The sequence below is a fragment of the Gynuella sunshinyii YC6258 genome (assembly GCF_000940805.1).
Classification (GTDB): Bacteria; Pseudomonadota; Gammaproteobacteria; order Pseudomonadales; family Natronospirillaceae; genus Gynuella; species Gynuella sunshinyii.
Window position 1 is genome coordinate 4,940,746 of the sequence record NZ_CP007142.1, and the last position, 15,656, is coordinate 4,956,401.

Below are 15,656 nucleotides of genomic sequence, written 5' to 3' on the forward strand. Positions count from 1 at the left end.
GCTTATCTCAATAAACTCATCAGCCGTCAAACATAGAAAAACAGTTTTATGATGAAATTCACACCCGTCTCGTTGTTCTCATTCCCCTAACATCGATTTAGCGGATTTATTTCAGCAGATATGCTTAGTAAAGGTATGTTTGAAAAAGCCTGATGTTTTTCTGAGCAGTCAGGCAAAACACCCACCCCGCAAAATTCTCTGGATACTGTGCTGTCATTCCTATATCGCTCAAAGAAATAAATTCGTATTTATTGGGTTATTGTTATCCGGCTTTTTATATGTCAAAAACCTTTGTGATCACCTCTGCTGACTGGTCAGTCACCATCATGAATGCCACCATTGCCAACCTTCGTAGTTTCCAAGAATAAGAGGATAACCTCATGCAAGTGAAAGCGACTCTGCACCGCGATTTTACCATCGCCGACATTGATGACCGTCTCTACTCCGCCTTTATCGAACACATGGGCCGGGCCATCTACACCGGCATTTATGAGCCCGGCCATCCATCAGCTGACGCCAGAGGATTCCGCCAGGATGTGCTCGAACTGGTGCGCGATCTGAAAATTCCGGCTGTTCGTTATCCCGGTGGTAATTTTGTCTCTGCCTATGACTGGAAAGACGGTATCGGCCCCAAGGAAAATCGTCCCGTTCGACTGGATCTGGCCTGGCGCTCCAAGGAGACCAATCAGGTCGGCATCAATGAGTTCGCCTGGTGGGCAGAACAGGCAGGGCTGGAGATGATCCTGGCGGTCAACCTCGGTTCCGGCAACTTGCAGGATGCCAGAGAATTCGCAGAGTACGTCAATCACGCATCCGGTACTTACTGGTCAGATCTGCGCCGCAGTCACGGTGTCGAAGACCCCTACAACGTCAAAATGTGGTGCCTCGGAAACGAAATGGACGGCCCCTGGCAGATAGGTCACAAAGATGCCAGAGAATACGGCCGGCTGGCGGATGAAACCTCCAAAGCGCTTAAAGGTCTGGACCCAAGCATCGAAACCATTGTCTGTGGCAGCTCCAGCGACGAAATGCCAACCTACCCCGAATGGGAACGGGAAGTTTTGGATGCCTGCTATGAAAACGTCGACTACATATCCCTGCACAAATATTTTGGAAATAACTCCAATAACAGCTTGAACTTCTTCGCTAAAACCGAAGCCACCGGACGCTACATACAGGCGGTCAGCTCCATTATCGATTTCACCAAAGCCAAGAAACGGGCCCGCAATGACGTTTATATCTGTTTTGATGAATGGAATGTCTGGTATCACCGCCGCTCTGAAGACGATGCCAAAATACGCCAGTGGGACTGGCCGGAAGCTCCGGAGCTGCTGGAAGAAACCTATAACTTTGAAGACGCCCTGTTCGTGGGTTGTCTGCTAAATGAATTTATCCGCCGGTCTGATCGGGTCAAAATTGCCTGTATCGCACAATTGGTGAACGTCATTGCGCCAATCCGGGCGGACAAAGGTGGCCCAGCCTGGCGACAAACCATCTACTGGCCCTATCAGTTCGCTTCGCTCTATGGTCGGGGGCAGGCTCTGCAAGTGGTTACCAGTGGCCCGACTTACGACTGCGAAGTGGCTGATGATGTGCCGTACCTGGATATTGCCGCAACCCGTGACAAAGACACCATTACCCTATTTGTCATTAACCGTCATCCGACCGAAACCATGGATCTGGACGTTGCATTAACAGGGTATACCGCTGACCGAGTCCTGCTGCATCAATGTCTTGAGGGTCACGACCTGAAAGCCACCAATAGCGGCACCACGCCGGATAAGGTTTCTCCTTCTGCCGGCAAACATCTTGGCATCGAAGATGAGCATCTGAAAGGTCGGTTAAATCCCCTCTCCTACCATGCCATTCGTATAGCGGTACACTGACAAACCCTCTGGCCTCCCGGCACATCTGTCCCTGCCGGGAGTCAGAAATTTGAAAACGCTTTCAGAAATATAATTGTGGAATAACAACAATCAGATCAAAGCTCACACGCCATACCAACGGAAAATATCCACCCAATAAATACAGTTTTTTCATCCCGGCCAATGGTAAAAAAGGTTGCATCAGAATGCGCAAATACACTATTGACTACAAATGAGCGCAAGTGCCGAATAGCGAGTCAAAGCGTATAAGATCAGCAGATACAGAAAAATAACTACTTAAGCAAATCCTTAAAAACCCTGTGCACTCTACACTCCAACCTCTACAAACTGAATTTCACCAAGTACTCCGGTCTCTCGCCAAAAACATCCAAACACAGATGAAAAACATTTCATGATATTCTTCTGTAAAACATAAAAACCTGACAGATAAGACGCTTTCCTGGCCACTATTAAGGCGTAAAACCAAAGATATCGTAATAATTCAGTACACAAAATTACGGGCCAGGTAACAATATGTTAAAACCATATATGCCATATTTTAGTACTAAAGTAGTAGGCACACTGGATACCTACTATAGTTGGATATCCTATACTGGATATTGGGTAAAAAGATCATATAAAAGCCATTGAAAACCCCATGAAAAATGCATTACATGAATCTGCACGAAATGAATCAGACAATTATGAAACACTGTGAGAAATATCCAAAAACCCCCATCTCACTCAGAAACCACGCTCATATAAGTAATAATTAATACACTCATCCAGGTAACAGAAAAGTTGTAGGAGATTTAGTTATCATGGCAAGACAACAGGCGATAGATTTAGCAGATCAGGTTTTCACTGTTGGAAGAAATAGAGAAATTCTGCACTTATACTCAGAAGATGAACAACTGAATGGTCGTACTCTAACCGTCAAACAAAAACAGTTGGTCAACTTTGGTTCATGTTCTTATTTAGGTCTCGAAAAAGATGAAAGGCTGATTGAGGCCTGCGTGGATGCGGCCAGAAGATATGGTACTCAATTCTCTTCCTCCCGCACATATATGTCTACAAACCAGTATCAAGAGCTGGAGTCATTATTTTATCAGCTGTACGGACAACCCTGTCTTGTTTCTCCGACTACCAGTCTAGGGCACATATCCACATTCCCTACGCTCGTAAAACCGGGCGACTTGATCGTCCTGGATCATCAAGTACATGCATCCATTCAAACCGCATGTAAGATACTCAAAGCCCAAGGTGAACGTATCGAAATGATACGTCACAATGACCTTAACCATCTTGAAAAACTCATTAAGCAACACCGTCAGACACGTGGAAAAATCTGGTATTGTGTGGATGGTGTTTACAGCATGTACGGTGATCTGGCACCCATTGATGAGCTCTACCAACTCATGGACCGTTATCCGGAATTCTATTTATATGCAGACGATGCGCATGGTATGAGCTGGTGTGGACAGAATGGAAAAGGCAGTGTGCGCGGTTCCAGAGAGCACCACCCACAAATGGTGTTGGCAGTCAGTCTCAATAAAGCTTTTGGATGCGCTGGAGGGCTTCTGGTGTTTCCCAATCAAGAGATGCGTAGAAGAGTACGCAGCTGCGGAGGTGGTTTAGTCTTTTCTGGTCCCATTCAGCCTCCCCTACTAGGTGCGGCTATTGCTTCGGCTAACATACACTTGTCTGGCGAAATTGAAGTCTTACAGCAAAAACTTGAAGAAAGAATAAAGTATTGTCTGATGCTCATTGAGCAATATAACCTCCCAGACGTCGCATTTTCTGGCTCTCCAATCTTTTATATAGGGACCAGCGAGCTAAATGCAGGCATTAATCTGGTCAAACGCCTCCACAATGACGGGTTTTACGTCAATACAGGTCTGTTTCCTACAGTTCCTCTGACGAATACTGGTGTAAGATTTACACTTACGAACCACGTTACCTTTGAAGATATCGAAAATCTGATCAGCGCTATAGCCAAACATTACCCCTTGGCGCTGGAAGAAGAAAACGTTACCAGCGTGACCGTTGCAAATGCTTTTAAGTTACGGTCACCTCAAAAGGAGAATTTTCTCAAAAGTTACCCAAACATCCTGAAACCGAATTTTAAGGTAAAAATATCTTATAGCATTAAGGAATTAGAGAAAGAATGGGATAGTATCTCTACTTTCAAAGGCTCGACTGGGACGACCAATTTGAGACTACTTGAAGAGGTTTTTGGAGTTTCAAAACAACAAGATGTTGATCATAACCACTGGTTGTTCAGATATATCACCATAAGAGACCAAAATAACACAATTGTACTAATGGCTTTTTTTACAATATGCGACATAAAAACCGACATGTTCTCAAGACCAGAACTAAGTGATCTGGCAAGTATTAAGAGGCTTGAGAATCCAGATGCATTCACCAGCAGATGCCTAATGCTGGGTTCACCTGTTACCGAAGGAATGCACATGTATATCGATGAAAGACACATACAGCGTAGTGAAGTTCTTAGTCTATTTCTGAACCAAGCAAAAAATATGCAATTGAATTTAAAGGCAGAAGTTCTTAGTCTACGAGACTTCCCCCCAGACCATTGGGTTTCAGAGCATATTGCAAGCAAAGGCTTTCTGGTCGAACAACTTCCAGAAACCCACTATCTAGAACAAGCAAAAAATTTCGCTACAGAAGAATTTATTTTCAACCTGAAGCGAGACTATAGAAAACACTGGAAAAAAAACATCATACCATTCATATCTAAATACTCATGTCATAAAAGGGAGTCAATAGATAGAGACACCCTGAATAATTTTTTTAACATGTATCTAAATCAGCAAAAAAAGGCAAAAGAGATTTCTACTTTCGCGTTACCTATTGAACTATTATGGAACTCGACAAATAATGGGTACTGGACTTGTTTGGAATTAAAACACAACACCAGTTCTGCTGCTTGTATGTTTGTTATGGTTGACCAAGGAGAGTTATTTTGCATGCTTTTAGGCACAAATCCGGAATTTAAGAAATTGGGTGTATACAGAGCATGTCTGTACTATGCAGGAAAATATGCAAGAGATTTAGGTTTAGCAAAGATACATTTTGGATTAACAGCATCTTTAGAAAAAAAGAGGATGGGTGCTATATCTCAACCACTAGTTGCATTTGTTAGAACCACTAATAACTATCAAATAGAAACATTAGAGTCTCTATCTAAAGGCAGAAATTTTTCATTATGATGAACACAGTTTTAAAAGACAAAGAAGTATCGTGCAGGATGATATTTCCTGTTATTTCAGCAATAAAAAATCATAATCTTGATGTATCATTACTCCTCAAGGATACCGGACTTGACCTCAAGTACATTTCCAATCCACAGAACAGGTTTTCTTGGAACCAGTTATCGATAATTATGAACAACCTAACCAATGAACTTGGTTTCTCTAAAGAAGATTTAGTGGTTCTTGGCGAACAATTCAAAGATTCACCTTTATACAAATCAGTATTATTTGTTTTCCGTTTGCTTTTTACTCTTCCAGAATTCTATGAATGGTTTCACCGCCCATCCAATGAAAGTCCTGCTAGACAGTCCATTAGCTGCATTACATACGAAATTAGCTCCGATGCTGGTTACAACTATAGACTTAAATTCCGACTTGATGAAGGATACCAACCCATATGGCAGTTCTATTATACGAGTCTAGGGGTCATTAGGGTTTTACCAACTATATATGGTTTGCCTCCTGTAGATGTTAAAATTTATGAACAAAATGACGGCTGTGTATACCATTTCCGTTGTCCCAAAACGGGTGGCATATTTTCACACTTAAGAAAATTTCTAACCTTTCCAATCGTGGCCAAAACGGCGGCAGAAACTGTTGTAAAAACAAATAGAGAACTCTTTGAAGCGAATGTAAAATTACAGGATGAAAACACACGTTTAGTTAGAACACAAAAGGCTCTAAAAGAAGCCAAAAAAGAGGCAGAAGAAGCATCAAAAGCCAAGACCCAGTTCCTGGCCAATATCTCCCATGAAATCCGAACACCGCTGAACGGAATTATCGGTTCTCTCAGCCTCTTGCTTGAAGATGAAAGAGACAAAGAAAAATTATCTTCCCTTAAAATCATCAATGAATCCTCCGAAGTATTGCTGAAACTGTTAAACGAAATTCTGAACTTTTCCAAAATCGAGTCAGGTAATTTTGATATTAATCTGGAACCCGTCAATCTCTATGAGTTGCAGTCGGAAACGTTTGATGCATTTTTGTCCGCTGCGCAGCAGAAAAATATCGCCCTCAACTCGACCTGCCAAATCGATCCCAAGCATTATTTCCTGGGAGATGCACTGAAAATCAAGCAGATTCTGAACAATCTGATTGCCAATGCCATTAAGTTCTGCGACGCCGGTGAGGTTAATATCAACAGTCTTTGGCAGGCTGATACCAAAACTCTGGTACTGACTGTTTCAGATACAGGTATTGGCATACCCGAGCATCAGCAGAATCTGATCTTTAGTGAGTTTGTGCAACTCGATAGTACTCTCAAACGCAGACATGAGGGAGCAGGCCTGGGGCTGGCAATTACGCAAAGACTGGTCGAGCGGATGGAGGGTTCTATCAAACTGACGAGTGAAGTTGGCAAAGGCTCCACGTTTGAAATTACCATTCCGATGGAATCCACAAACGCCCCCGAACCAGCAATCGGCAAAGAGGAGTCCAGCGAGCCTGAAACCACATTAAACATCCTGCTGGTGGAAGACAATAAAACCAATCAGCTGGTGATTAGCCGGCTAATCAACAAAGCAGGACATGAGTATACTCTGGCTGAAAACGGCCTTGAACGCCTTGAAAAAATGAAACATGATCAGTTTGATCTGATTCTGATGGATATCATGATGCCGGAAATGGATGGTATTGAAGCAACCCGTGAGATTCGTAAAATTTTTTCAAAAGATACACTGCCAATTCTTGCTTTAAGTGCGAATACCGAGACAGAGAATATCGAGGAATGTCTGACAGTTGGTATGAATGAATATCTCAACAAGCCCATTCGGATGCAGGAACTGAAATCGATTCTGAATCGTTATGCACCAAAACTGACTGCTGCGGAAAGCTCATAAATATTTATTCACCTACGTATACAAGTAGCCTTTATTGAAACCAATTGTCAATACAGTTGCGGGGAACTTCTTTGGGAACGCTCATACAGAATCGAGCTTACTGGCATCAATATCGGACAAGGCAACAAGCTATTTTTGGCATGCGGGAATACACTGTAATGCACTACAATGAAAAACGACTACAACGCTTCTTATAACGTCCTGTAGATATCTCTTTTCTGCTTTAACAGAAAAATGCTCATGTCACACCACTCCCTTTATTTGCCTCGCATCTACGAGCTGTTTATGCTGGCCTAACCTTCAGCCACGGATAAACACCAATATGACGTATTCAGACGATCAACACGCAATCACCGCACATGACTCAGAAGAAGATATCCGCAACCGCGATATCAAAATATTCATCAATGGCGAGATAGTCCATCGCGACCAGGCCAAAGTCTCTGTATATGACTCTGGTTTTTTACTGGGCGACGGGATGTGGGAGGGTATGCGCCTGTATAACGGCAAATGGGCCTTCTTCGAAGAACACATGGATCGATTATTTGACAGCTGCAAAGCCGTCTCTCTGGACATCGGCATGAGCCGTGAAGAGATATTGGAGGCACTGACGAAAACCGCCGAAGCCAACCAGATGAACACCGATGTCCACTGCCGGTTAATGATTACCCGTGGCACAAAAGTAAAACCATTTCAGCATCCCGGTCTGTCGCGTTCCGGCCCGACCATCGTCATTATTCTGGAGCATTCCAAACCGTCTACCAAATTATTGGATCGAGGTATCAAACTTGCCACGGTACCTCAGGTAAGAGGACTGCCGATGTCTCAGGATGCCAAATACAATTCACACTCCAAACTGAATTGCGTGCTTGCCTGTCTGCAGGCGGAACAGGCCGGCGCAGACGAAGGATTGATGCTCGACCCCCACGGTTTTGTGAACACCACCAACTCCTGCAATTTTTTTATCGTCCGTAAAGGCGAGCTCTGGACATCCACCGGCGACTATTGCATGAATGGCGTCACCCGCGCCAAAGTCATCGAGCTGTGCCAGCACCATGGCATACCTGTCTACCAGAAGAATTTCTCGCTGTTTGAAACCTATGGTGCAGATGAGGCATTCCTGACCGGCACCTTCGGTGCGCAAACCCCGGTCTCCTTCATCGATGGCAAACAGATTGGTAACGGTCAGGCAGGACCAATGACCCGTAAAATCCGTGAGCTTTATCAGACACTCATTGAACAGGAGTGCCAGTCATGAGAATCGCCATGTGGTCTGGCCCACGAAACCTCTCAACGGCCATGATGTACTCATTCGCTGCGCGGGCAGACTGCGCCGTTTGGGATGAACCGTTTTATGCTCCCTTTTTAAAGCAAAGTGGTCGTCAGGACCCGATGCTGGAAGAGATATTTGCACAGGAGGAAACCAACCCGGATATCGTCGCCGCTCGTTGCCTGGGGGAAATTCCGCACGGTAAAACCGTGTTTTATCAAAAACACATGCCTCACCATATGATCGCGACCATGCCCAGAGCATGGATTGCTGACATGGTAAATGTGTTTCTGATTCGCCATCCGGCACGAGTGATTGCCAGCTATGCCAAAAAACGCGAAAACCCAACCCTCGAAGACATCGGTATTGAAATGCAGGTCAGTCTGTTTGAAGAAATCCGTACACGTCAGGGTCACACGCCAGTCGTCATTGACTCCAGTGATATTCGTCGTGATCCAGCAGGCATGCTGAAGAAACTCTGCCAGGCAATCAATCTGCCATATGATCCGGCCATGCTGTCCTGGCCTGCTGGCGGACACGCCTGTGATGGAGTCTGGGCGCCTCATTGGTATCCGGAAGTGTGGAAAAGCACGGGTTTTGCCCCCCCGGAGGGAGACCTGCCAATATTGCCTGCTCACTTACAGCCCATCCTTCAACAGGCCCTGCCCTGCTACGAACGTCTGGCAACTCATGCCCTGAAATAGAACCCTGCCGCCAGACTTTTGGAACGGTCTGGCAACAGGTCAATTTTGTTCAAAACACCTGCATATTGCCATGCTATGATTCAGTGCAAGTGACAATGAGTGTTATCTATGCAAGAAGTGGAAGTAGCCAGTTATCAGGTCGCCACAGATCTTCACAATACCGAAATACTGACCGCCCGGTTCCATCAGCAGCGCTTTAATCGCCATGTTCATGAGGGTTATTGCATCGGTGTGATTGAACAGGGCGCGCAGCAGTTCTGGCGCTCAGGCAGCAACCACATCGCCGCCAGGAACAGCATTATTCTGGTGAATGCAGATCAGGTACATGACGGCCACCGGGCATCCGAAAACGGCTGGGCGTATCAGGCCTGTTATCCGACGGTTGAAGTATTTTCCACACTCAGCCAGGAGTTTTCCGGCCCGGGAAACGCACCATGGTTTGAACATGCCGTTGAGCATGATAACCACATGGCTGAACTGCTCAGAACGATGTTTAATACGCTTCGGGAATCCACCAATACGTTGCAACGGGAAACCGCTTTTTACCTCGCCATGACCCAACTGATGAGCAACTTTGGCAAACGTCGCCCGGAGCTGACTCATTTACAACACCAGCCGAAGACCGTGCGTTTTATTGTCGACTATCTGCAACAACACTTTGCCGAAAACATTTCTCTGGTACATCTGGCGGCCCTGGTACATTTGAATCCGTTCTATCTGGTCCGGCTGTTTACCCGAACCATGGGACTGCCGCCGCACCGATACCAGATTCAGGTCCGCATCCAACGCGCCAAAGCCATGTTAAGGCAGAAAAAACCGCTCAAAGCCATCGCCCTGGATTGTGGCTTCAGCGATCAGAGTCACCTTAATCGCCATTTTAAATTTGTCACCGGTATTACTCCGGGTCAATATCAGCACAGCATCACCTTATGAATCATAAAGTCCGTTTATCCCTTGCCCTGTCCGGGGCCAGAGACACAATTCCGTTAATCATCGCCGCCATGCCTTTCGGTCTGGTGTTCGGTGCACTGGCCATCAGCTCCGGCTTTTCCGCCACCTTTACCATGGCCATGTCGGTATTTGTATTCGCCGGTGCATCACAGTTTATAGCCATCTCCCTGCTTGCTTCTGCGGCAGCATTTCCGGTCGTGCTGATTACCGTGTTCATCGTTAATTTACGACATTTGCTGTATTCCGCGTCATTGATGAACGATATGCACGCGCTGGCCGGCTGGGCAAAACCGATACTATCTTTCTGGATGACGGATGAAACCTTTGCCGTGGTGACCAGTCGCCGGCTGAAGTACCCCAAATCTCCGGGATTGTTCTGGTATTACCTTGGGTCTGCACTCTTTATGTATCTCAGCTGGCAACTCTTTACCTGGATCGGTATTCACGCTGGAGAACAGATTCCAGACCTGAGTAAATGGGGGTTGGATGTTGCCATGGTGGTGGCATTTGTAGGTATCGTCACACCGTTACTGAAAACCAAAAGCCACTGGGCCTGTGCTCTGACATCCGCCGTCAGTGCTGGCCTGACTTTTCACTGGCCATATCAACTCGGATTTTTATTCAGCTGCGCTCTGGCAATTATCGTAGGTGTCACCATCAACTGGAAAACCCGCCCGGAGGTGCAACATGTATGAGGTATTATTGATTGCCGGCATGATGGCACTGACATTCGGTCCACGCTATCTGCCCTTCGCCCTCGCTGGTCGAATTCAATTACCACCATTGGTCACACAGGCGCTGGAGTTCGTACCAGTAGCCGTACTGACAGCCATCATCACACAGGCAACCCTTTACCGGGATGGAATACTTGTCATCAATCTGGACAACCACTACCTGGTTGCCGCTCTGTGTGCGTTCGCAACTTCACTGCTGACCAGACATATGTTTCTGACTATTTTGGTTGGGCTGGTAACTTATGGAATCAGTCTGTGGCTGGGATAGGGTTCTGAGGGGAACTTTCAAATTAAGTGGATGTCCTGAAGGACATCCACAGATTCAGAGGGATAGTGGTTTAGACTTAACGCAGATCGAAACGATCAAGCTCCATGACTTTGGTCCAAGCTGCCACAAAGTCGTTCACAAACTTCGCCTGTGCATCAGCGGTTGCATAGACTTCCGCCAGGGCCCGTAACTGGGAGTTTGAGCCGAATAGCAGATCAACACGTGAGGCTGTCCATTGCAACACACCGCTGTTGCGATCCGTGCCCTCAAAGATGTCCTCTTCTTTGGATAGCGGTTTCCAGCTGGTATTCATGTCCAGCAGATTAACAAAGAAGTCATTGCTCAATACTCCGGGACGATCGGTGAATACACCATGCACGGTCTGTCCAACATTGGTGTTCAGCACTCGCATGCCTCCTACCAATACGGTCATTTCCGGCGCGGTCAGCGTTAATAACTGGGCGCGATCCACCAGCAGCTCTTCAGCTGATACCGTAAACCGGGCTTTCTGATAGTTACGGAACCCGTCGGCAACCGGCTCCAGATGAGCAAAAGACTCCACATCCGTCTGCTCAGCCGAGGCATCCATACGGCCTGCCGTAAAGGGAACAGTAACATCCTGACCAACCGCCTTGGCAGCCTGTTCGATGGCAGCACCTCCGGCCAGCACAATCAAATCCGCCAGAGAGATTTTTTTACCGCCCGTCTGGGCACTGTTAAATTCACTCTGTATGCCTTCCAACACGCTCAAGACTCTGACCAGCTGCTCTGGCTGATTGACCTCCCAGTCTTTTTGAGGCGCAAGGCGGATCCGGGCACCATTAGCACCGCCACGCATATCAGACCCACGGAACGTGGATGCAGAAGCCCAGGCAGTAGAGACCAGTTCTGATACGGATAACCCTGATGCCAGAACTTTGGCTTTCAAACCTGCAACATCGCTGTCGTTCACCAGCTCGTGATCAACCGCGGGAATCGGGTCCTGCCAAATCAATTCTTCCGCTGGAACTTCTGAACCCAGGTAACGGGCGCGCGGTCCCATGTCACGGTGAGTCAGCTTAAACCAGGCTCGGGCAAATGCATCGGCGAACTGTTCCGGATGCTCATAAAAACGCCGGGAAATTTTTTCATAAGCCGGATCAAAACGCAGGGAAAGATCCGTCGTCAGCATGGTTGGCCGATGACTTTTAGAACTATCGTGTGCATCCGGAATCGTGTTATCACTGTCTTTTGCCACCCATTGGTGGGCGCCTGCCGGGCTCTTGGTCAACTCCCACTCATAGCCAAACAGGTTTTCAAAAAAATTATTGCTCCACTGCGTCGGTGTGGTCGTCCAGGTTACCTCCAAACCACTCGTGATAGTGTCACCGCCTTTGCCACTGCCATAACTGCTCTTCCAGCCCAGTCCCTGCTCTTCAATACTGGCTGCTTCCGGATCCGCGCCAACCAACGCGGCGTCCCCGGCTCCGTGGGTCTTACCAAAACTATGACCACCGGCAATCAGAGCAACGGTTTCTTCATCATTCATCGCCATACGGGCAAAGGTTTCACGGATATCCCGGGCGGCTGCCACTGGGTCAGGATTACCATTCGGACCTTCCGGATTCACATAGATAAGCCCCATTTGAACGGCGGCCAGAGGATCTTCCAGATCACGGTCACCGGAATAACGCTTATCATCCAACCAGGTTTTTTCGTTACCCCAGTAAATATCCTCTTCAGGTTCCCAAATATCCTCACGACCGCCGGCAAATCCAAATGTTTCAAAACCCATGGACTCCAACGCTACATTTCCGGTCAAAATCATCAGATCCGCCCAGGAAATTTTGTTGCCATACTTTTGTTTAACCGGCCACAGTAAACGACGGGCTTTATCGAGATTAACGTTATCCGGCCAACTGTTCAGAGGCGCGAAACGCTGTGAGCCGGTACCACCGCCACCGCGACCATCACTGGTGCGGTAAGTGCCGGCGCTGTGCCAGGCCATACGAATGAACAACGGCCCATAATGACCAAAATCTGCCGGCCACCAGTCCTGGGAATCCGTCATCAAAGCCTCAAGATCTTTCTTAACCGCTGCCAGATCGAGCTTGTTAAACTCTTCAGCGTAGTTAAAGTCAGCATCCATTGGATTAGATTTAGCCGTGTGCTGGTGCAGAATGGATAAACGTAATTGATTGGGCCACCAGTCGCGGTTTGAAGTACCACCACCGGCTGAATGATTGAATGGGCATTTGCTTGTGTCTGTCATAGGGGACTCTCCGGTTGTGTTTTTTCGATGTTTCCGCTTTGTGTTCCTATTTATAATGATTCTGCCAATCACTGACCAACCCAAATAATCGTAGATAACGATAGATTTTATTGACGATAGAAAATGGAAAAGATTGGGCAAAGAGAAGGGAATATTTTCGCTGCCACAAAAGGCATGCCATCTTCTTCGAAGGTAAAAGAAAGAAGGCGTCTCCAGAAGCTGACAATCATGCCAAAAATGTCATCACAGTTCACGACATATTCAAGCAAGCAATCAGTTAAGAGCCCTCGTTTTAATCATGTGACTTCAGCTGGATTCGCAGAAAGAAGCTACAACCTGTTGAAAACGCTAAGGTCTAAATGCGCTTAGATAGCCAGGCACGAATCAATCCAGCCTGAAAAAACTGCACAGGAGACTCGAACCCGCCTGATTTGATAATCTGCTCCACTTTCTCCGCTGCGAGGACTGCGACATCGTTAGCATAGGCATGACGCACTCGCTCCAGGTTTTCAGGGGTTATATCCACTGCAGATATCATATTCATCCAGGCAGGCAACAATATCGCGTACTCCGACGACTCGATATCTGAAGACAAATCAGAACTCGCCAGCAGCGCACCGGATTTCAGCCGGTCTGCAATCTCTCGAAAGAAGGTTGATCGCGCCGCCGGTTCCAGAATGAATTGAGAGACCAGAAAACAGGTTGCCGCGTCGTGAGGTTCTAATGTCGGAAGCGACTCCAGAAATCCTTCATGAAAATGACAACGATCCCGAAAACCTTCTTTTGTTACCCGTTCACGACAGACATCCAGCATCGCACCGGAAGGTTCAACCAGGGTAAACTGCCACTGGGGATGTTTTTCCGCCAGCCCCGTCAGCTCTACACCCGTACCAACACCCACACAGAGAATTCGCGCATCAACAGGTAATCCGGCAAACATCGATTGCAGCAATAAATGCAAACAATTCTGAATCGGCGATGTTTTCGACCATTGAGAGTCATACCCTTTAGCCTGCTGATCAGACAGTTCTTTAATTTCATCTTGATTCATAGTCTCCCCCTAAATCGTCTTAAACCCTGACCCCGTGATATCGGACAAAATTATTACCTTTCATTTTGCCAGTAGATTATATCTGGGGAAAAAACGCAATTCTGGGAAAAATACTCGAAGAAGAATACCTGTCTAAACAAGGATGTGACGAGCGTGAAAAAACGATGAAACCATTCGCAGTAAAATAACTGACCAATGAAACAGCTTGTGAATCAATTTGTATACGGATGTTAACGGTCTGTGGGAGCTTACGTTTTGGCTAACGGGAAGGTTATGTGAATGAAGAGATAGTGACGGACATAAAAAAGGCAAGCCGCTATGGCTTGCCTTTTTCAGAAAAATGCTGAGCAATTAAATCGCTACAATATTCTCTGCTTGAGGACCTTTAGGGCCCTGAGTCACTGTAAACTGAACGGCTTGGCCTTCAGCCAGGGTTTTGAAGCCAGAACTTACGATAGCACTGAAGTGTGCAAATACGTCTGGTCCGGATTTTTGTTCAATAAAACCAAAACCTTTTGACTCGTTGAACCATTTAACAGTGCCGGTAGTTGAATTAGACATAATAATTATCCTGTAAGGAAATATAAGGAAGCCTTTTAAGGGGCCGATATAGCTGGAAAAACAGACAAAAATTTAAAACTACAGGACGAAGATTTATGACAATGCAACGAAATGGAGAATATAAAAATGAGGCTTACTTTCTTGCTGAAGCCAATCTATGCCCTATCCAGAGTAAAGTCAAACAATATTTTTAATGGGTCACTCAAGGTTTCCAACACAGCCATGCTCGCCAGCACTTCACCTACAATCTGGTCGAATGGATCGTAACACCCGCGACAATGGTCTGACCTTTGAACTGTCGACAGTCAGCGTAAACTCATATCCCTGCGGTGCTTCTCTGGTAACCTCAAAACCAAGCTTCCGGTGAAATCTGATCGAAAGTTCATTGGATTTAAATACATTGCTGATGAGAGTGGTCGCACCGACTTTCTCCAAATGCTCAATCAACTGTCCAAACAACACCCCAAACGTGTATCTGTTTCGTTTATCGGGATGCGTCACAAACATCAAAACGAACCACTTCCCCTGCCCCAAATCCTTCAACGATGCATAAGCATGCAACTCCCCATCCTTTCTGACATCAAACAGGCAATTCGCGGATTTGGCCTGTCGAAGAGAGTCAAGGTATACATCTCTGTCTATGGGCTTGCCCGCTTTTATTGAGATGTCACTTAAAGTGAGCATGTCTAAGTTTAAATATTCTTCCATTTGCTTTTTATTCACTGACCTTAAATACAGGTTTTATATTCCTTTAATGATAACTAAGGGGCCTCTGAAAAATAGATCATCTCCGGTGAGTATGTTTTGTGCTTTAGCTTGAGGAACCTGGCTGGCTTCAGTCTTTCTTTTACAAAGGCTGCGACAGACCATGGCGTCTATCACAGC

General features: G+C 46.3%; 12 protein-coding genes. 8 read left to right on the plus strand and 4 right to left on the minus strand.

What is annotated here, in order from left to right; genetic code table 11:
• Positions 1 to 380: 380 nt before the first annotated feature.
• The 8 genes from arfA to YC6258_RS20720 all read left to right on the plus strand — a co-directional run bounded on the left by arfA (position 381) and on the right by YC6258_RS20720 (position 10,908).
• On the plus strand, positions 381 to 1,886 hold the full coding sequence (gene arfA, locus YC6258_RS20685; protein WP_044618606.1) for an arabinosylfuranosidase ArfA: 1,506 nt from the start codon (positions 381 to 383) through the stop codon (positions 1,884 to 1,886).
• Between the two features lie 800 nt (positions 1,887 to 2,686).
• Positions 2,687 to 5,101 (plus strand): aminotransferase class I/II-fold pyridoxal phosphate-dependent enzyme, encoded by a 2,415-nt coding sequence (locus tag YC6258_RS27590; protein ID WP_052830448.1) that lies wholly within the window; start codon positions 2,687 to 2,689, stop codon positions 5,099 to 5,101.
• Entirely contained in the window at positions 5,098 to 6,981 is a 1,884-nt protein-coding gene (locus YC6258_RS27595; RefSeq protein ID WP_052830449.1) for a response regulator, read from the plus strand. The genes YC6258_RS27590 and YC6258_RS27595 overlap by 4 nt, the downstream gene beginning before the upstream one ends.
• A gap of 322 nt (positions 6,982 to 7,303) precedes the next feature.
• Positions 7,304 to 8,239, plus strand: a complete 936-nt coding sequence (locus tag YC6258_RS20700) for a D-amino acid aminotransferase (protein WP_044618607.1) — start codon at positions 7,304 to 7,306, stop codon at positions 8,237 to 8,239.
• Complete coding sequence (locus YC6258_RS20705) at positions 8,236 to 8,955, plus strand: sulfotransferase-like domain-containing protein (RefSeq protein WP_044618608.1); 720 nt, start codon at positions 8,236 to 8,238, stop codon at positions 8,953 to 8,955. Before YC6258_RS20700 ends, YC6258_RS20705 begins: the two co-directional genes overlap by 4 nt.
• 108 nt (positions 8,956 to 9,063) lie before the next feature.
• The gene (locus YC6258_RS20710; RefSeq protein WP_044618609.1) at positions 9,064 to 9,888 is read left to right on the plus strand and encodes an AraC family transcriptional regulator; all 825 of its coding nucleotides are present in this window, start codon (positions 9,064 to 9,066) and stop codon (positions 9,886 to 9,888) included.
• On the plus strand, positions 9,885 to 10,601 hold the full coding sequence (locus YC6258_RS20715; protein WP_044618610.1) for an AzlC family ABC transporter permease: 717 nt from the start codon (positions 9,885 to 9,887) through the stop codon (positions 10,599 to 10,601). The genes YC6258_RS20710 and YC6258_RS20715 overlap by 4 nt, the downstream gene beginning before the upstream one ends.
• Positions 10,594 to 10,908, plus strand: coding sequence for an AzlD domain-containing protein (locus tag YC6258_RS20720; RefSeq protein WP_044618611.1), 315 nt, complete (start codon positions 10,594 to 10,596; stop codon positions 10,906 to 10,908). Before YC6258_RS20715 ends, YC6258_RS20720 begins: the two co-directional genes overlap by 8 nt.
• 76 nt (positions 10,909 to 10,984) lie before the next feature.
• Here the strand turns inward: YC6258_RS20720 and katG are convergent, their stop codons facing one another.
• The 4 genes from katG to YC6258_RS20740 all read right to left on the minus strand — a co-directional run bounded on the left by katG (position 10,985) and on the right by YC6258_RS20740 (position 15,479).
• Entirely contained in the window at positions 10,985 to 13,159 is a 2,175-nt protein-coding gene (katG, locus tag YC6258_RS20725) for a catalase/peroxidase HPI (protein ID WP_044618612.1), read from the minus strand.
• A gap of 355 nt (positions 13,160 to 13,514) precedes the next feature.
• Positions 13,515 to 14,210: a class I SAM-dependent methyltransferase gene (locus YC6258_RS20730; RefSeq protein ID WP_044618613.1), complete on the minus strand. Its 696-nt coding sequence runs from the start codon at positions 14,208 to 14,210 to the stop codon at positions 13,515 to 13,517.
• 351 nt (positions 14,211 to 14,561) lie between these two features.
• The gene (locus tag YC6258_RS20735; protein ID WP_044618614.1) at positions 14,562 to 14,771 is read right to left on the minus strand and encodes a cold-shock protein; all 210 of its coding nucleotides are present in this window, start codon (positions 14,769 to 14,771) and stop codon (positions 14,562 to 14,564) included.
• Positions 14,772 to 15,008: 237 nt separating this feature from the next.
• The gene (locus YC6258_RS20740) at positions 15,009 to 15,479 is read right to left on the minus strand and encodes a GNAT family N-acetyltransferase (protein ID WP_044620256.1); all 471 of its coding nucleotides are present in this window, start codon (positions 15,477 to 15,479) and stop codon (positions 15,009 to 15,011) included.
• Between the last annotated feature and the right edge of the window lie 177 nt (positions 15,480 to 15,656).